Consider the following 16,832-nt stretch of genomic DNA (forward strand, 5'->3'; position numbering starts at 1 on the left):
CTCTTGACCGCGCAGACCCTTAATCCGTATACGCTGCCGCTGCAAAGCGCGAGTCTTATCGAAGCTTCGGCGGGCACCGGAAAAACCTATACCCTGGCGGCGCTGTATCTGCGGCTGCTGCTCGGGTTGGGCCAGCAGGCGGCTTATCCCCGCCCGCTCAGCGTGGAAGAGATTCTGGTGGTCACCTTCACCGAAGCGGCCACCGGCGAGCTGCGCGGGCGCATCCGCGAGAATATCCACCGCCTGCGCCTGGCCTGCGTTCGTCGCGCCAGCGATAACGAACTGTTCCAGGAGCTGCTGGCGCAAATCCCCGACTGCGACCAGGCCGCGCGTTTGCTGCTGGCGGCCGAACGGCAGATGGATGAAGCGGCAATTTATACCATCCACGGTTTCTGCCAGCGGATGCTGAGCCAGAATACCGTGGAGTCCGGCATGATGTTCCAGCAAACCCTGGTGGAAGACGAGTCGGCGCTGCGGCGCCAGGTTTGCGCCGATTTCTGGCGGCGTCACTGCTATCCCCTGCCTTATGCTATTGCCCGGGCGGTGAATAAAGAGTGGGACGGCCCGGAAAAACTACTGGCGGAATTATTGCCCTATATGCAGGGCGAAGCGCCGGTGGTGCGTAACCCGCCGGATAAAACGGAATCCATCCTCCGGCGTCATGAGCTCATTATCGCCCGCATCGATGGCCTTAAACAGCAATGGCGGCAGTGCGCCGGCCAGTTAGCCGCCCTGGTGGGCGACTCCGGCGTTGATAAGCGTTCGTATAGCGGCAAATACCTGCCTCTTTGGCTGGATAAGATTTCGGCGTGGTCCATCACGGCCACCGAAGATTATGAGGTGCCTAAAGAGCTGGAGCGGTTCCGCCAGTCGGTCCTCAGGGACAAAACCACCAAGGGCGCTCCTCCCGAACATCCGTTGTTCGAAGAAATAGACCGGTTTTATCAGCAGCCGTTAACCCTGCGCGAGCTGATATTCGTGCTGGCGCTCGATGAGGTGCGCCTGGCGCTCGAACAGGAAAAGCGCCGGCGCGGCGAAATGGGCTTTGACGATCTGCTCAGCCGCTTCGACCGGGCGCTACAGGGGCAGGGCGGCGAGGCGCTGGCGCTCATGGTGCGCAACCGCTATCCGGTGGCGATGATCGATGAATTCCAGGATACCGACCCGCAGCAATACCGGATTTTCCGCCGGCTTTACGGCGGGCAGCCCACCTGCGGGCTGGTATTGATTGGCGACCCGAAACAGGCTATTTACGCTTTTCGCGGCGCTGATATTTTTACCTATATGCGCGCCAGAAGCGAAATTAGCGCCCACTTTACTCTTGATACCAATTGGCGCTCTTCGCCGGCCATGATCGGCGCGGTAAACCGGCTGTTCCAGTCGCTGCCCCGACCATTTATCTTTGAACAAATCCCTTTTCTGCCTGTTAGCGCCGCCCCGCGCAACGCCGGCCTGGCGCTGGAAGTCAATCAGCGCGTTTTGCCGGCCATGGAATTCTGGCTGCAGCCAGGAGAAGGGGTCGGGGTCAGTGAGTACCAGCATCTGATGGCCCGCCAGTGCGCGGCCGCCATTAACAATCTGCTGGGCGCGGGCCAGGAGGGGCAGGCCTGGCTCTCCGGCCCGGAGGGGCGGCAGGCTCTGCGGGCTTCAGATATTACCGTGCTGGTGCGTAACCGCAATGAGGCCGCGCTGATACGCGATGCGCTCAGCGCGCTGGCGATCCCGGCGGTGTACCTGTCAAACCGCGACAGCGTCTATGAAACCCCCGAAGCGCGGGAGCTGCTCTGGCTGCTGCAGGCCATCCTGATCCCGGGCCAGGATAACGCGCTGCGCTGCGCGCTGGCGACCAGCCTGATGGGCCTGGACGCGCGGGATATCGAGAATATCAATAATGACGAGCGGGCCTGGGATGCGCTGGTGGATGAATTCGCCGGCTATCGCCAGCAATGGCAACAGCGCGGCGTGCTGCCGATGCTGCGCCAGCTCATGACCTACCGGCAGATGGCGGAAAACCTGCTGGCCAGCCCCAGCGGCGAGCGCCGCTTGACCGACCTGCTGCACCTGGCCGAGCTGTTGCAGGAGGCGTCGGCGCAGTTGGATAACGAACATGCGCTGGTACGCTGGCTGGCCATGCAAATAGAGATGCCCGATACCCAGGCCGATAATCAGCAGCTCCGGCTGGAAAGCGACCGCCATTTGGTGCAAATCACCACGGTGCATAAATCCAAAGGGCTGGAGTTTCCCTTGGTATTCCTGCCGTTTGCCGCCGATTTTCGCCAGCAAAAGCGGCCGCTGTTCCACGACCGGCAGGATTTCCAGGCCTGGCTGGATCTCTCGGCGTCGTCCGACAGCCTGGCGCTGGCGGATGAAGAGCGTCTGGCGGAAGACCTGCGCCTGCTGTATGTGGCGCTGACGCGCTCGATATACCATTGCGGCATCGGCATCGCCCCGCTGTTTCGCGGCGGGCGCGCCAAAGCCGGCGACACCGATCTGCATCACAGCGCGCTGGGTTATTTAATCCAGCAGGGCCAACCGGGCGACGCCTCTTTCCTGCGATCCCGGCTGGAATTGCTGGCCGGTGCGGATATCGCGTTGACCCCTATCGGCCAGCCCGTGGCGCAGCCCCGCCGGCCCGATGAAACCGGCCGGCAAGATCTGGCCGTCCGGCCTTACCGGCGACGTTCGCAGGATAACTGGCGCGTTACCAGCTATTCCGGCCTGCAGCAGCACGGCGGCGCGTCGCCGCTGCTGGATTTGCAGCCCCGCCTGGATACGGATGCGGCCGGCGAGCGCGGGCAGGGGGCCGACGCCGCCCTCACGCCCCATACCTTTGCCCGCGGCGCGTCGCCGGGCACGTTCCTGCATTCCCTGTTTGAATCCCTGGATTTTAGCCAGCCCCTGGATGAGGCTTGGCTAAGCGGGCAATTGCTGCAAAACGGCATTGATGACGCTTGGCTGCCGGTTATCGGACAATGGATGGAGCAGGTCTTGCACGCCCCCCTCAACGAGCAGGGCATTACGCTGGCAGGCCTCGAGGCGGGTAAAAAACAGGCGGAGCTGCAATTTTACCTGCCCATCGACGCCGCCGTTACCGCCGGCGCGCTCGACGGGTTATGCAAACAATTCGATCCGCTGTCGGCGCGCTGCCCGCCGCTGAATTTTCCGCAGGTCAGGGGCATGCTCAAAGGCTTTATCGACCTGGTGTTCTGCTGGCAGGGCCGCTATTACCTGCTGGATTATAAGTCCAACTGGCTGGGCGAGAACAATGCGGCCTATACGCCCGAGGCCATGGCGCAGGCCATGGCGGAGCATCGCTACGATTTGCAATACCAGCTTTATGCGCTGGCGCTGCACCGCTATTTGCGCCATCGTCTAGCGGATTACGATTACCAGCGTCATTTCGGCGGGGTATTTTATCTATTCCTGCGCGGCCTGGCTGCGGACAATCCCGGCAGCGGCGTCTTTTACTGCCGCCCCGATCCCGCCCTGATCGACGGGCTGGATAACTTATTCAGCACCGGGGCCGCGCTCACCATCGAGGATAAGGCAAGCTGATGGAGGAACTTTTCGCCCAGGCGCTACAGCTGCGCCTTCTGCGCCCGCTGGACATCCAATTTGCCCGCATGCTGGCCGCCCCCCATGAGGCCGCGATGCTGCTGGCCTGCGCCTGCCTGAGCGCCGACGCCGGCGCCGGCCATGTCTGCCTGCCGCTGGAGTTATTAGCGCCCGCGGCGCTGTTCAACGGCCGCCACCGCCCCTTGGCCGACGCGGCTTGGGCGCTGGCCGGCAAACCGTCCGCCGACGATTGGCAGCGGATATTGATCGCCTCGCCGGCGGTCAGCGACGGGTCGCGTCCCACGCCGCTGGTGCTGGATAACCGGCGGTTGTATTTGCAGCGGATGTGGCAAAACGAATGCCGGGTCGCCGGTTTTTTCAACGCCGTCCGCCCCCGGCCGGTGGCCGACGAAGCCGCTATCAATCAGGTGCTCAATCGTTTTTTCCCGCCCGCCGGGGATGAAGTGGACTGGCAGAAAGTCGCGGCGGCGGTGGCGATTACCCACCCGGTGGCCCTGGTGTCCGGCGGCCCCGGTACCGGCAAAACCACGACGGTGGCCAAACTGTTGGCCGCCCTGGTGGTGCTGTCCGGGGAAGAAAGCCTGCGTATCCAGCTGGCGGCGCCCACCGGTAAAGCCGCGGCGCGCCTGAGTGAATCCCTGGGCGTCGCGCTGCAGGGGCTGGGCCTGGACGCTCGGCAGCGCAAGCTGTTCCCCCGGGAGGCGGTCACGCTGCACCGGCTGTTGGGCGCCCAGCCCAACAGCCAACGCATGCGTTATCACCAGGATAATCCGCTGCATGTGGATATTCTGATTATCGACGAGGCGTCGATGGTCGACCTGCCGATGATGGCCAATATCATCGCGGCGCTGCCGCCGCGGGCGCAGGTGATCTTCCTGGGCGATCGCTGCCAGTTGGCCTCGGTCGAGGCCGGGGCGATATTGGGCGATATCTGCTTTTTTGCCGAGAACGGCTATAGCCCGGCGCGCAACCGGCAGTTGCAGCGGCTTACCGGCTGCGTCATCCCGGCGGGGGACGGCAAGACGGGCCATGTGACCGGCGATAGCCTGTGCCTGCTGCGCAAAAGCTATCGTTTTGACGACCGCTCCGGTATCGGCCGGTTGGCCAACGCCGTGAACGCCGGCGACGGCCGCGGCGCGCTGGCCATGCTCAATGCGGGCCGGGAAGCGGATGTGGGGTATGCGCCGGTCAGGGATGGCGATGACTACCTGCGGCTGCTTGACGGGTGCCTGGCGGGTTATCGGGATTATTTGCTGCGGGTAAAGGCGGGCGACGAACCGGGCGCGATCCTCAAAGCCTTTAATCAATACCGCCTGTTATGCGCCCTGCGCGAAGGGCCGTTCGGGGTATCCGGCCTGAATGCCCGGATAGAACAGGCGCTGGCCAAGGCCGCAATGATCGCGCGCCCGGCCGACACCGCCGCCAGGGGATACGCGGGGCGGCCGGTGATGATCACCCGCAATGCCCCCTCTCTCGGCCTGTATAACGGCGATATCGGCATCATGCTATATAACGATCTGGACGAGCTGCGGGTACATTTTCCCCTGCCTGACGGCACCATCAGGGCCGTTCCCCTGAGCCGCCTGCCGGAACATGAAACGGCCTTTGCCATGACGGTGCATAAATCCCAGGGATCGGAGTTCATTCACACGGCGCTGGTGCTGCCCAACCAGCTATTGCCGGTACTGACCCGCGAACTGGTCTATACGGCGATTACCCGGGCCCGCGAGCGGCTGTCGATTTATGCCAACGATGATGTGCTAAGCCATGCCATCGCTACCCCCACCCAGCGGCGCAGCGGCCTGATAGACCGGCTGCGCGGCCAGGGCGGTGGCGGGTAGCCCGGTTTATTGGCCGGTCAGGTCCGCCACCAGAATTTTGGAGCGGCGGTGATAGTTGTACAGCGCCTGTTTTTGCTGCGGCAGCACTTCCACTTCGGCGGGAGTAAAACCGCGCTCCTGGAACCAATGAATGCTGCGCGTGGTTAATACAAACAGTTTTTTCAGCCCCATCTGGCGCGCTTGCTGGGTAATGCGCTGCAACAGCATCTCGCCGCGCGAGGAACTGCGATAATCGGGGTGCACCGCCACGCAGGCCATTTCCCCCAGCCCCTCGTCGGGGAAGGGATAAAGCGCGGCGCAGGCGATGGTCAAGTTATCCCGTTCGATAATAGTGAACTTATCGATTTCCATTTCCAACTGCTCGCGGGAGCGCCGCACCAGAATGCCCTGTTGCTCCAATGGGCGAATCAGCTCCAGGATACCGCCGATATCGTTAATGGTGGCCCTGCGCACCTGTTCAGCGCTTTCCATGACGATTTGGGTGCCGATGCCTTCCCGCGAAAATAACTCCTGCACCAGCGCGCCGTCATCCTGGTAGCTGATCAAATGGCAGCGGCGCACGCCGCGGCGGCAAGCCTTAACCGCCCCGCGTAAAAAACGCACCGTCCCGGAGTGGTAGTCCCCCTGGCTTTCCAGCGCATCGATGCGCAACTGGGCATCGTTGGGGAACAATTCCGAGATGATTTCCCCATCGTCGTCGATAACCCCCTGGGACGAACAAAAACCGATGATCTTTTCCGCCTTCAGCTTGATCGCCAACTGGGTGGCCACTTCCTCGGAGGTCAGATTAAAACTTTCCCCGGTAACCGACACCGCCACCGGCCCAAGCAGGACGATGGCGCCGCTGTCGAGCTGGCGGTGAATGGCTTCATCATCGATACGCCGAATCCGCCCGCTGTGGCAGTAATCCACCCCGTCATCCACTCCCAGCGGCTGGGCGATAATAAAATTACCGCTTACCACATTAATATGCGCTCCCTGCAAGGGGGTGTTATTCAGGCTCATGGATAAGCGCGCGGTGATATCCAGCTGTAGCAGGCCCGCGGCCTGCTTGACCAGCTCCAGCGTCGGCGCGTCGGTGACGCGGGTATTCTTGTGGTAAATCGGATCGAGATGATGCACGGCCAGATTGGCGTCGATTTGCGGCCGGGCGCCGTAAACCAGCACCAGGCGGATGCCCAGGCTGTGAAGGAGGCCGATATCATTAACGATGTTGGCAAAGTTTTCATGCTCGATGGCTTCACCGCCCAACATGACGACAAACGTTTTGCCTCGATGCGCATTGATATAGGGAACTGAGTGACGAAAGCCCTGGACCAGTTCAGTACTACGTTCCTTCACGGCATATCCTCTGTGAATGGTTATTCTGATTTTGTGTATTTTTATTCTATTACGGCAGGGATGGCAAGTGGCAATTGCTGTCCTTTTTCATTGTAAAGAATCGAAAATAAACCCCGATGACATAAGCATAAAGCCTTTTGGGGATGACAGAAACCGGCTGATTGGTTAAAGTTTTTCGCATGTCGAAAAATGACTGTTTTTTCATTAGATTAGAATCAACCCCGGAGCCCCATGTCAGATCCACAGCATAATAGCGGCCGCCGCCGGCTGCTGCGGGGCGCCGCGGCCGTCTGGTTGTTAAGTCTTAGCCCGGCGGGGCTGGCCGCCGCCCCGCTGATTGTGGCGGTGCGCATCTGGCCCGCCGCCAGCTATACCCGCATCACGGTAGAATCCCGGTCGCCGCTGCATTATCGCCAGTTTATGCTCACCGGCCCCGATCGCCTGGTGGTGGATATCCAGGGCGCGCAGCTTAATGGGGTGCTCAAGGGCATCGGCCGGCTGGTCAGCGAGCAGGACCCGTATATCAGCCGGATGCGGGCCGGCCAGTTCGATCGCGATACCGCGCGGCTGGTGATCGAACTCAGGCAACCCATTGAACCCCTGTTTCTGGATTTGCCGCCGGTGGCCGGCTTTAAACATCGCCTGGTCATGGATCTCTACCCGCGGGCCGGCAGCCGCTCCGCGGTGCAGGACGATCCGCTGCTGGCCCTGCTGGAAGATTATAACCAGGGGGATCTGGCGCGCAGCCTGCCGCCGGCATCCCAGGCGCCCCGGGCCGGCAAAGCCGGCCGCGACCGGCCGATCGTGATTATGCTCGACCCCGGACACGGCGGCGAGGACCCCGGCGCCATCGGTAAACATCACACCCGCGAAAAAGATGTGGTGCTGAAAATCGCACGGCATCTGCGCACGCTGATCCGCCGCGAACCCAATATGAAAGTCTTTATGACCCGCAATGAGGATGTGTTTATCCCCCTTAAGGTCAGGGTGGCCAAAGCGCGCAAACAGCGGGCGGATCTGTTTATCTCCATTCATGCAGATGCGTTTACCAACCGCGCGGCCAGGGGGGCATCGGTATTTGCCCTGTCCACCAAAGGTGCCACCAGCGCCGCGGCCCGGTTTCTGGCCGAGACTCAAAATGCCGCCGATGATATCGGCGGGGTGAGCAAGAGCGGCGACCGTTACCTCGACCATACGATTTTTGATTTGATGCAGACCGCGACCATTAACGATAGCCTGAAATTCGGCCAGCAGGTGTTGCATCGCCTGGGGAAAATTGCTCATCTGCATAAAAAAAGCGTGGATCAGGCCGGTTTTGCGGTATTAAAAGCCCCCGACATCCCATCCATCCTGGTGGAAACCGCCTTTATCAGCAATGTTGAGGAGGAGCGCCGCTTGCGCACGGTCCGCTTCCAGCAGCAGGTGGCGGAATCCATCCTGGCCGGGATCAAAGCTTATTTCGCCTCGGGTGGGGTAGTGGCGGGCCGCTGAGGGGGTAGGGGCAAAAAAAACGCATAAAAAAACCCACATCAGAGTGGGTCGATTGCTGCGGCTGGAAAGCCGCTAAAAGAAGTGGTTGCGGGGGCCGGATTTGAACCGACGACCTTCGGGTTATGAGCCCGACGAGCTACCAGGCTGCTCCACCCCGCGTCCGATATACTACATCTGTGAGCAGTCAGATGCTTGCTTCTTTTATTATTTCTTTTACTGCTTACTGCCGTTTTGGGCTTGACATTCATTCAAAATGCTATGAATGCTTAATTGGTTGCGGGGGCCGGATTTGAACCGACGACCTTCGGGTTATGAGCCCGACGAGCTACCAGGCTGCTCCACCCCGCGTCCGTGGAAGCGCACTATACTCTGGACAGCGTTTGTTGCAACCCCTTTTTGCGATTAATCGCCCCGTATCATGATTTTTGTTTAAAGAGGCGGGTTTTTGCTTGTTTTATAACCATATTTTCCGATTCTTTTTATAATAATCGATTTATCTATTGATCCGCCTTTGCTATCGTTCGCCGTTGATACGTAGGCATATGGAACCGGCATGAGAACACTATGAACAAACAATGGGTAAACTATCTTTTCATTGGCCTGATTTTCGCCATTCTGGCCGGGTGTTCGTCCCGTCCCACCGATCGCGGGCAGCAGTATAAAGATGGTCGCCTCACGCAGCCGTTCGGGCTGGTCAATGAGCCTAATGCCAAAGGCCGGCCGGTCAACGCCAAGGATTACGCCGATCAGGTCACGGAAACGCAATACGCCGCGGCGGGCCTGTATAACCGCAACAATGCCAATTTCGATGCCGTCAAACGCTGGGCGCTGGCGGGAGCCGATACCCGGCAACTGGCGCAGTTCGGCATCAAGGCCTATCAGATGGAAGGGGTGGATAACTTCGGCAACGTGCAGTTCACCGGTTATTACACGCCGGTCATCCAGGCCCGCTATACGCCGCAGGGCGAGTTTCAATATCCCTTATACCGCATGCCGCCCCGCGGCAAAAACCGCCAGCTACCCGATCGCGCGGCTATCTATGCCGGCGCCCTGGAAGGGCGCAATCTCGCCATCGCCTACAGTAATTCGCTGATGGACAACTTTATGATGGAAGTCCAGGGCAGCGGCTACGTGGATTATGGCGACGGCCGGCCGATGATGTTCTTTGGGTACGGCGGCAAAAACGGGCACGCGTATCGCAGCATCGGCAAGGTTTTGATCGATCGCGGCGAAGTGGCGCGCGAAGATATGTCGATGCAGGCGATACGCCAGTGGGCCTCCCGGCACAGCGAAGCGCAGGTGCGCGAGCTGCTGGAGCAAAACCCCTCTTATGTATTCTTTAAACCGGTGCCTTTTGCCCCGGTAAAAGGCGCCAGCGCCGTGCCGCTGGTGGCCAAGGCTTCGGTGGCCTCGGACCGTTCGCTGGTGCCGGCCGGCACCACCCTGCTGGCGGAAGTCCCGCTGCTGGATAATAACGGCAAATTCACCGGTAAATATGAAATGCGCTTAATGGTGGCGCTGGATGTCGGCGGGGCGATCAAGGGCCAGCATTTTGATATGTACCAGGGTATCGGCGCCGAAGCCGGCCATGCGGCGGGTTACTATAACCATTATGGCCGGGTATGGGTGCTCAAAAGCACGCAGGACGACGGCCAGCTATTTACGGGTAACCGCACCGTTACCCCCGGACAAGTACAGGTCACCTACGATAATTAGCGGCCGGGGCCGATCCTTGCTCTCAAACGGGACGGGCGGCGCCGGCGCGTGCGCACGGCATGACACGCCCGCCCGCCGTTTTAGGTTTAGGCTTTAGGGATTGCCGGCGCTGCGCAGGATGGGTTTACGGGCGCCGGGTTTAGATGAGGTGGTAACATGAGTGGTCACTATTCACAGGGGTATTTGCAGCGTTTCGGCGGTACCGCCCGGTTATATGGCCAGCAGGCGCTGGACGTATTTTCCCGCGCCCATATCTGCGTTATCGGTATCGGCGGCGTAGGTTCGTGGGCGGCGGAAGCGCTGGCGCGTACCGGCATCGGCGCCATTACGCTGATTGATATGGATGATGTGTGCGTCACCAATACCAATCGCCAGATCCATGCCCTGCGCGAGCAGGTGGGCCGGCCCAAAACCGAGGTGATGGCCGCGCGTATCGCCTCGATCAATCCCGAATGCCTGGTGACCAGCGTCGATGATTTTATTACCCCCGATAACGTGGCCGCCCTGCTGGATCGCGGTTTTGACTATGTGATCGATGCGATCGACAGCGTACGGCCCAAGGCGGCGCTGCTCTCTTATTGCCGGCGCTATAAAATTCCGGTGGTGACCATCGGCGGGGCGGGCGGACAGATCGATCCTACCCGTATCGCGGTGGCGGATTTGGCAAAAACCATTCAGGACCCGCTGGCGGCGAAATTACGCGAGCGGCTCAAGCATGATTTTAACGTGGTGAAAAACAGCAAAGGCAAGCTCGGCATCGATTGCGTGTACTCCACCGAACCGCTGGTCTATCCCCAGCCGGACGGTACGGTGTGCGCGTCTCCTTCCACCGCCGAAGGGCCAAAACGCATGGACTGCGCGTCGGGGTTTGGCGCGGCCACCATGGTGACCGCCAGTTTCGGGTTTATCGCGGTGTCCCACGCGCTGAAAAAAATGCTGGCCAGGGCGGCGAGGCAGGCGTCAGCGGCCGCCGGGATAGCCGTCGACAATGGCGCGCACCCGGCCGGCAATCGCCGCCAGCCCGCTGGCGCGGCTGACGCTTAACGCGTCCCGCAGCCCCAGGGCGTCGAACGGCGCCAAAGGGTCCTGGCCGGATAATTGTTCCGGTGTTTTGCCTTCCACTCCCGTCAGTACCACCGCCAGCAGGCCTTTGACGATGCGCCCGTCGCTGTCGGCGTAAAAATGCAGCCTGCCGTCGGGCAACCGCTGATGGCCGAGCCAGACGCGGTTTTCGCAACCGGTCAATACGGCTTCGGGGGTTTTCAGCGCCTCCGGCAGCGCCGGCAGGGCTTTGGCCAATAAAATAATCTGCCGCAGGCGGTCTTCCCACTGCCGGCAACCGGCAAAACGCCGCGCCAGCTCCGCGCTATCGATCGCGCGGCCAAATGGATGGCCGCCAATTATCATTTCTGTCATAAACGAGTCCGGTTCAGGTATTAGTCCCGCAGTAGGGATAAAGCCGTTTCCACCGCCAGCACCAATCGGTCGACATCTTGCCGGGTATTATACGGCGCAAACGATGCGCGCAGGGTACCGGATATCCCCAACGCCGCCATCAGCGGCTGGGCGCAATGCTGCCCGGCGCGCAGGGCGATCCCCGCCTGGGCCAGAACAATGGCGATATCCTGGTGATGCACGCCGGCAAACTCAAACGATAACAGCGGCGATCCCGCGCAGCGGAAGGCGCGAAATCCCGGTAACTGCGACAGGCGTTGTTCCGCCAGGTCGGCGAGAGCCACGCAGTGGCGCTCCGCGCCGCGCCGATCCTGCTGCCCCAGCCAGTGCAGGGCGGCGCCCAGGCCGATGGCCCCGGCGATATTTGGGGTGCCGGCTTCAAACCTCAGGGGAACCGCCTGCGGCGTAAAGCCGCTAAACGAAGCCTCGGTCAGCATTTTGCCGCCTCCCTGCCAGGGCGGCATGGCCGCCAGCAGCTCGGGTTTGCCATACAGCACCCCGATGCCGGTCGGTCCATAGAGTTTGTGCCCGGAAAAAGCGTAAAAATCGATATCCGCCCCCTGCACGTCCGGCTGCTGGTGTACCGCACCCTGGGCGCCGTCGAGCACCAGCACCGCCTGCGAACCGCGGCGGATGGCGGCGATCGCGGCCGCCAGGTCCGGGCAACCGCCGGTGACATTGGACATCTGGCTCAGCGCCACGATGCGGGTACGCTCATTGAGCAGCGCGGCCAATTGCCGCTGGTCGGGCTGCAGGCGTTCGCCCAGCGGCAATTTTACCACCCGCGCGCCGGTTTGCCGGGCCACCATCAGCCAGGGGATCAGGTTGGCATGGTGCTCCGCTTCGCTGACCAGGATCTCGTCATCCGGGCGCAGCAGCGGCCGCGCATAACTTTGCGCCACCAGGTTAATCGATTCGGTCGTTCCCCGGGTCCAGACAATGCTGTCGGCCGACGGGGCATTGAGCCAGGCGGCCACATCCGCGCGCGCCTGTTCATAACGCGCGGTAAGCGAAACCGCCGCCGCATAGTGGCTGCGATGGACATTGCCGCTTTCATGGCGATAAAACAAGTCGGTGGCCTGGATGACCGCGTCGGGTTTTAAAGCGGTGGCGGCGCTGTCCAGATATACCACCTCATCGCTTAACGCTGGAAAATGGCGCCGGAACGCGACGAAATCAAATTCAGTCATGGATTGCCCTCACACACTGTTAAGCCCTGATATAGAACTGCCGCCATAAAATTACGGAATCCTCCTATTATCGCCGTCTGGGCGCCATTAGCGACAGGATTTAATCCCGTTTTGTGGAAAAATAACCAATGCTTGTTATGCTAAATAATATACGGTGAGCCAAAAGACTGGCTTACCTGGAAGTTTGATTTGCGTTTTTTTATTCAGCAAGGAGTTTAATGATGAAGAAGACAGCTGCGGTAATATCCGCTTTTCTATTTGCGCTGACTTTAAGCGCCTGTTCAAGCAATTACGTATTGCACACCAACGACGGACGGACCATCGTTACGTCCGGCAAACCGAAAGTTGATGATGAAACCGGCATGATTGGTTATAAAGACGCCAACGGTACCGAGCAGCAAATTAACCGTTCCGATGTGAAAGAAATGATGGAAGCTCAATAAATTAGCGGTGCGTTAGATCGTATTTCCGCCATTATTCCATTATTTTACCCACATAAAAAAGCACCGCTTAACGCGGTGCTACATATTCATTTTTTGGACAGACAGAATAATGTTCAGAAAGACTGAAAATAAATAAATAGCAGACAGTTTCCGAGGAAATCAGTGCCGGAAAAGTCGGTTGCCAGGAAGTACAGGCCTTGAAATCAGGCCAAAATTTACAAACACAACATCACACCACCAGCCAAAAGCATTTTTGAATCCACGCAAGCCTTGTAATAACCTTGGTCGCATCGACCCAAGCCATTAAAATCAATGCTAAATTCAAAGCTCAATCGAAAATTAAACTCAAACCTGCTTTTCGTTCCGGCCAGCAAGTGCGCATAACTATAGGTATTTGCTGGTGCATCCACAACGGACAAATTATAATGTCTCGGATAAAAAAAACTAATAGGTTAAGCATTCGTGCTCATCTTGCCCTCTTGCGCTATAGAAAAGTGTCTCGCCCATGTCTAAACGTTTACCGCCGCTGAATGCCCTGCGGGTATTCGATGCGGCCGCCCGTCATCTTAGCTTTACCAAAGCGGCTGAAGAGCTGTTTGTTACCCAGGCGGCCGTCAGCCATCAAATAAAATCCCTTGAGGATTTCCTGGGGCTGAAACTGTTTCGCCGGCGCAACCGGTCGCTGCTGCTGACCGAGGAGGGGCAGAGCTACTACCTGGACATCAAAGAAATTTTCTCGGCCCTGGCCGATGCCACGCGCCGGCTGCAATCGCGCAGCGCCAAGGGCGCCCTGACCGTCAGCCTGCTGCCCAGTTTCGCCATTCAATGGCTGGTGCCGCGCCTGTCGAGCTTCAATGCCGCCTGGCCCGGCGTCGACGTGCTGATCCAGGCCGTGGATCGCGAGGAAGACAAGCTGGCGGACGATGTGGATGTCGGCATCTTCTATGGCCGGGGCAATTGGCCCGGACTGCGTGTGGAAAAACTGTATGCGGAATATCTGTTGCCGGTATGCGCGCCGGCGCTGCTCAGCGGCGCGCACCCGCTGAAAGCGCCGGAAGATTTAGCCAACCATACCCTGCTGCATGATGCTTCGCGCCGGGATTGGCAGGCCTATATCCGCCAGTTGGGGCTTAACCATATCAATGTCCAGCAAGGACCCATTTTCAGCCACAGCGCCATGGTATTGCAGGCGGCGATCCATGGCCAGGGCGTGGCCCTGGCCAATAACGTCATGGCGCAGACGGAAATCGAAGCGGGCAGGCTGGCCTGTCCGTTTAATGACGTGCTGGTAAGTAAAAATGCTTTTTATCTGGTTTGTCATGACAGCCAGGCGGAAGTGGGTAAAATAGCCGCCTTTCGTCAATGGATAATCGCCCGCGCGGCCAGCGAGCAAGAAAAATTCCGTTTCCGTTATAATAATGGTCATACGGTCGAATCTGAATAACGATCCCAAAAATAATGTAATAATCAGGATTAACAAGATGCGTAGTCGCGCAATGTTGGTTTTTTCCGCCGTCAGCGGCCTGGTATTTGTCGCCCTCGGCGCCTTTGGTGCCCATATCCTGAGCCAGACCCTGGGCGAACTGGAACTGGCCTGGCTAAAAACCGGCCTGGAATATCAGGCGTTTCATACCCTGGCCATTATGGTGCTGGGGGTTGCCATGCAGCGTAACGCCAGCATTTGGTTTTACTGGAGCGGCGCGCTGCTGGCGCTGGGCATCGTGCTGTTTAGCGGCAGTCTTTATTGCCTCGCCCTGTCGCAGCTGCGCCTGTGGGTGTATATCACGCCCATCGGCGGCGCCTGTTTTTTAGCCGGATGGATTTTAATGTTAATTGGCGCATTGCGTCTGAAAAAGAAGGCCGATCGCCGTGAATAAAGTGATTTTGTATTGCCGACCTGGATTTGAGAAAGAGTGCGCCTCGGAAATTACCGAAAAAGCCGGCGCGCTGGAAATTTTTGGTTTTGTCCGGGTAAAAGACAACAGCGGCTATGTCATATTTGAATGCTATCAGCATGACGAAGCGGATAAATTGATCCGCGAGCTGCCTTTCCGCGATTTGATTTTTGCCCGCCAAATGCTGCTGACCGGGGAGTTGCTGCGCGATCTGCCGGTGGACGACCGCATTACCCCCATCGTCGGTATGTTGACCGGGGCGGTACAGGGTGCGGGAGATCTGCGCGTCGAAGTGCCGGATACCAATGAAAGCAAAGAACTGATGAAGTTCTGCCGCAAATTTACCGTCCCGCTGCGCGGGGCGCTGCGCGCGCAAAAAATACTGGCCAACCGGGAAGAAGCGTTCCGTCCGGTCATCCACGTGTTTTTTATCGCCCCCGGCTGCTGTTATGTGGGGTACTCCTACAGCAATAATAATTCGCCGTTTTACATGGGCATCCCCCGCCTGAAATTTCCTTCGGACGCTCCCAGCCGCTCCACGCTGAAACTGGAAGAGGCTTTCCACGTCTTCATCCCCCGGGATGAATGGGATGAACGGCTGGGCAGCGGCATGTATGCCGTCGATCTGGGCGCTTGCCCCGGCGGGTGGACCTATCAGCTGGTGAAACGCAGCATGATGGTGCATGCGGTGGATAACGGCACCATGGACGAGAGCCTGATGGCCACCGGCCAGGTCATCCACCATCGCGCCGACGGCTTTAAATTTGAGCCTCCACGCAATAATGTGTATTGGCTGGTATGCGATATGGTGGAGAAACCGGGACGTGTGGCGCAGCTGGCCGCCGACTGGGTGGTCAACGGCTGGTGCCGCGAAGCCATCATCAATCTAAAGCTGCCGATGAAAAAACGGTACGAAGAAGTGAACCAGAACCTGGCGCTGCTGCGCGATGCCTTGCATGAGAACGGCGTTCATTCCGAAGTGCATGCCAAACAGCTCTACCACGATCGCGAAGAGGTGACGGTGCATATACGCCGGTTCTGGAGCGCGGTGCCCGGCCGGCGCGACGAACGCTGATATTCCCGTGGGGCGGGCGTTTCAGCCCGCGCCCGGAAGCCGCAGTTGCTGCAAATTGCCGTCAAGCTGGATGCCGGTGTCCAGTGTTGCCACCTGCTGGCAGATAAACGCCATTTCGCGGTGTTGCTCCAGCTTTTTGCGCCATTTTTCCGCTACGCCGTCCAGATGCCCGTAAAGGGCGGTTAACGAACCGGCGTCGCCAATCAATTGCGCGGCGGTTTTGGGACCGATACCGGCCACGCCTGGAATTTTACTGCCGCTGATGCCCGCCAGTCCCCAATAATCGGTTAACTGCCCCGGCTGTACGCCGAAGGTGGCGGTGATAAACGGCATATCCAGCCAGCGCTTCTGGAAATAATCGCGGATCTGGATTGACGGCGAGAGCAGTTGGCAATAGCCCTTATCGGTGGACACCAGCGTAACCCGGTGTCCGGCGGCGGCCACTTTTTGCGCCAGCGTGGCCGCGATATCATCCGCTTCATAACCCTGCGCCTGCCAGCAGCGCACGCCGAGCTGTTCAAAAGCCTGTTTAATCACCGGCAGCAGGGCGCATAAATCTTCGGGCATCGGGGAGCGCCCGCTTTTATAGGACGGCAGCCGCCGATGCCGCCAGCTCTCATGGCGCTCTTCATCATCAAATACCGCCACTGCATGGGTCGGCGCGCTATGCAGTATCAGCTGATGCAGCGCACCGGCGCAGGCGGCGGCGCAGGACGCCCCCTGTACCGCATGGATGCGGCGTATCAGATTTAACGCATCGACAATCAATAAATGAACCGACATGGGCTACCGTCCTGATAATTCATTGC

General features: G+C 59.4%; 13 protein-coding genes and 2 tRNA genes. 9 read left to right on the forward strand and 6 right to left on the reverse strand.

The window, feature by feature from the left end; translation table 11 throughout:
• Positions 1 to 3: 3 nt before the first annotated feature.
• Positions 4 to 3,555 (forward strand): exodeoxyribonuclease V subunit beta, encoded by a 3,552-nt coding sequence (gene recB / locus ACL2XP_RS03610; protein ID WP_413737205.1) that lies wholly within the window; start codon positions 4 to 6, stop codon positions 3,553 to 3,555.
• Positions 3,555 to 5,417 (forward strand): exodeoxyribonuclease V subunit alpha, encoded by a 1,863-nt coding sequence (gene recD, locus ACL2XP_RS03615; RefSeq protein ID WP_413737206.1) that lies wholly within the window; start codon positions 3,555 to 3,557, stop codon positions 5,415 to 5,417. Before recB ends, recD begins: the two co-directional genes overlap by 1 nt.
• 6 nt (positions 5,418 to 5,423) lie before the next feature.
• On the opposite strand, the gene argA is transcribed toward recD, so the two are convergent.
• Entirely contained in the window at positions 5,424 to 6,758 is a 1,335-nt protein-coding gene (gene argA / locus ACL2XP_RS03620) for an amino-acid N-acetyltransferase (RefSeq protein ID WP_413737207.1), read from the reverse strand.
• A gap of 231 nt (positions 6,759 to 6,989) precedes the next feature.
• On the opposite strand from argA, the gene amiC reads away from it, so the two are divergent.
• On the forward strand, positions 6,990 to 8,249 hold the full coding sequence (amiC, locus tag ACL2XP_RS03625) for an N-acetylmuramoyl-L-alanine amidase AmiC (RefSeq protein WP_413737208.1): 1,260 nt from the start codon (positions 6,990 to 6,992) through the stop codon (positions 8,247 to 8,249).
• Positions 8,250 to 8,331: 82 nt separating this feature from the next.
• Here the strand turns inward: amiC and ACL2XP_RS03630 are convergent.
• A tRNA-Met gene (locus ACL2XP_RS03630) sits at positions 8,332 to 8,408 on the reverse strand.
• 112 nt (positions 8,409 to 8,520) lie between these two features.
• Positions 8,521 to 8,597, reverse strand: a tRNA-Met gene (locus ACL2XP_RS03635).
• 216 nt (positions 8,598 to 8,813) lie between these two features.
• Here ACL2XP_RS03635 and mltA point away from each other — a divergent pair.
• Positions 8,814 to 9,965 carry a murein transglycosylase A gene (gene mltA, locus ACL2XP_RS03640; RefSeq protein WP_413737209.1) on the forward strand — a complete coding sequence of 384 codons (1,152 nt, stop codon included), beginning with the start codon at positions 8,814 to 8,816 and terminating at the stop codon, positions 9,963 to 9,965.
• Positions 9,966 to 10,121: 156 nt separating this feature from the next.
• A complete protein-coding gene (gene tcdA / locus ACL2XP_RS03645; protein ID WP_413737210.1) occupies positions 10,122 to 11,009 on the forward strand; it encodes a tRNA cyclic N6-threonylcarbamoyladenosine(37) synthase TcdA in 888 nt (295 codons plus the stop codon).
• Here tcdA and csdE read toward each other — a convergent pair.
• Both csdE and csdA read right to left on the reverse strand, forming a co-directional pair.
• Positions 10,926 to 11,372, reverse strand: a complete 447-nt coding sequence (gene csdE, locus ACL2XP_RS03650) for a cysteine desulfurase sulfur acceptor subunit CsdE (protein ID WP_413739074.1) — start codon at positions 11,370 to 11,372, stop codon at positions 10,926 to 10,928. The two genes, tcdA and csdE, sit on opposite strands and share 84 nt — an antisense overlap.
• A gap of 29 nt (positions 11,373 to 11,401) precedes the next feature.
• Positions 11,402 to 12,610: a cysteine desulfurase CsdA gene (gene csdA, locus ACL2XP_RS03655; RefSeq protein ID WP_413737211.1), complete on the reverse strand. Its 1,209-nt coding sequence runs from the start codon at positions 12,608 to 12,610 to the stop codon at positions 11,402 to 11,404.
• A 221-nt stretch (positions 12,611 to 12,831) separates the two neighbouring features.
• On the opposite strand from csdA, the gene ACL2XP_RS03660 reads away from it, so the two are divergent.
• The 4 genes from ACL2XP_RS03660 to rlmM all read left to right on the forward strand — a co-directional run bounded on the left by ACL2XP_RS03660 (position 12,832) and on the right by rlmM (position 16,023).
• A complete protein-coding gene (locus ACL2XP_RS03660; protein WP_413739075.1) occupies positions 12,832 to 13,053 on the forward strand; it encodes a YgdI/YgdR family lipoprotein in 222 nt (73 codons plus the stop codon).
• A gap of 505 nt (positions 13,054 to 13,558) precedes the next feature.
• Positions 13,559 to 14,497: a transcriptional regulator GcvA gene (locus ACL2XP_RS03665; protein ID WP_413737212.1), complete on the forward strand. Its 939-nt coding sequence runs from the start codon at positions 13,559 to 13,561 to the stop codon at positions 14,495 to 14,497.
• A 37-nt stretch (positions 14,498 to 14,534) separates the two neighbouring features.
• Positions 14,535 to 14,930, forward strand: a complete 396-nt coding sequence (locus tag ACL2XP_RS03670; RefSeq protein ID WP_413737213.1) for a DUF423 domain-containing protein — start codon at positions 14,535 to 14,537, stop codon at positions 14,928 to 14,930.
• Complete coding sequence (rlmM, locus tag ACL2XP_RS03675) at positions 14,923 to 16,023, forward strand: 23S rRNA (cytidine(2498)-2'-O)-methyltransferase RlmM (RefSeq protein ID WP_413737214.1); 1,101 nt, start codon at positions 14,923 to 14,925, stop codon at positions 16,021 to 16,023. Before ACL2XP_RS03670 ends, rlmM begins: the two co-directional genes overlap by 8 nt.
• 21 nt (positions 16,024 to 16,044) lie before the next feature.
• Here rlmM and xni read toward each other — a convergent pair whose 3' ends face one another.
• The gene (xni, locus tag ACL2XP_RS03680; protein ID WP_413737215.1) at positions 16,045 to 16,806 is read right to left on the reverse strand and encodes a flap endonuclease Xni; all 762 of its coding nucleotides are present in this window, start codon (positions 16,804 to 16,806) and stop codon (positions 16,045 to 16,047) included.
• Positions 16,807 to 16,832 lie beyond the last annotated feature (26 nt).

Origin of the sequence: Sodalis sp. RH21 (assembly GCF_047324175.1) — a bacterium.
GTDB lineage: Bacteria > Pseudomonadota > Gammaproteobacteria > Enterobacterales > Enterobacteriaceae > Acerihabitans.

Excerpts from the sequence above, each read along its gene's own strand:
- recD (WP_413737206.1), top strand. The coding sequence starts at position 3,555 with ATGGAGGAACTTTTCGCCCAGGCGCTACAGCTGCGCCTTCTGCGCCCG.
- amiC (WP_413737208.1), top strand. The coding sequence starts at position 6,990 with ATGTCAGATCCACAGCATAATAGCGGCCGCCGCCGGCTGCTGCGGGGC.
- mltA (WP_413737209.1), top strand. The coding sequence starts at position 8,814 with ATGAACAAACAATGGGTAAACTATCTTTTCATTGGCCTGATTTTCGCC.
- tcdA (WP_413737210.1), top strand. The coding sequence starts at position 10,122 with ATGAGTGGTCACTATTCACAGGGGTATTTGCAGCGTTTCGGCGGTACC.
- csdE (WP_413739074.1), bottom strand. The coding sequence starts at position 11,372 with ATGATAATTGGCGGCCATCCATTTGGCCGCGCGATCGATAGCGCGGAG.
- csdA (WP_413737211.1), bottom strand. The coding sequence starts at position 12,610 with ATGACTGAATTTGATTTCGTCGCGTTCCGGCGCCATTTTCCAGCGTTA.
- ACL2XP_RS03660 (WP_413739075.1), top strand. The coding sequence starts at position 12,832 with ATGAAGAAGACAGCTGCGGTAATATCCGCTTTTCTATTTGCGCTGACT.
- ACL2XP_RS03665 (WP_413737212.1), top strand. The coding sequence starts at position 13,559 with ATGTCTAAACGTTTACCGCCGCTGAATGCCCTGCGGGTATTCGATGCG.
- ACL2XP_RS03670 (WP_413737213.1), top strand. The coding sequence starts at position 14,535 with ATGCGTAGTCGCGCAATGTTGGTTTTTTCCGCCGTCAGCGGCCTGGTA.
- xni (WP_413737215.1), bottom strand. The coding sequence starts at position 16,806 with ATGTCGGTTCATTTATTGATTGTCGATGCGTTAAATCTGATACGCCGC.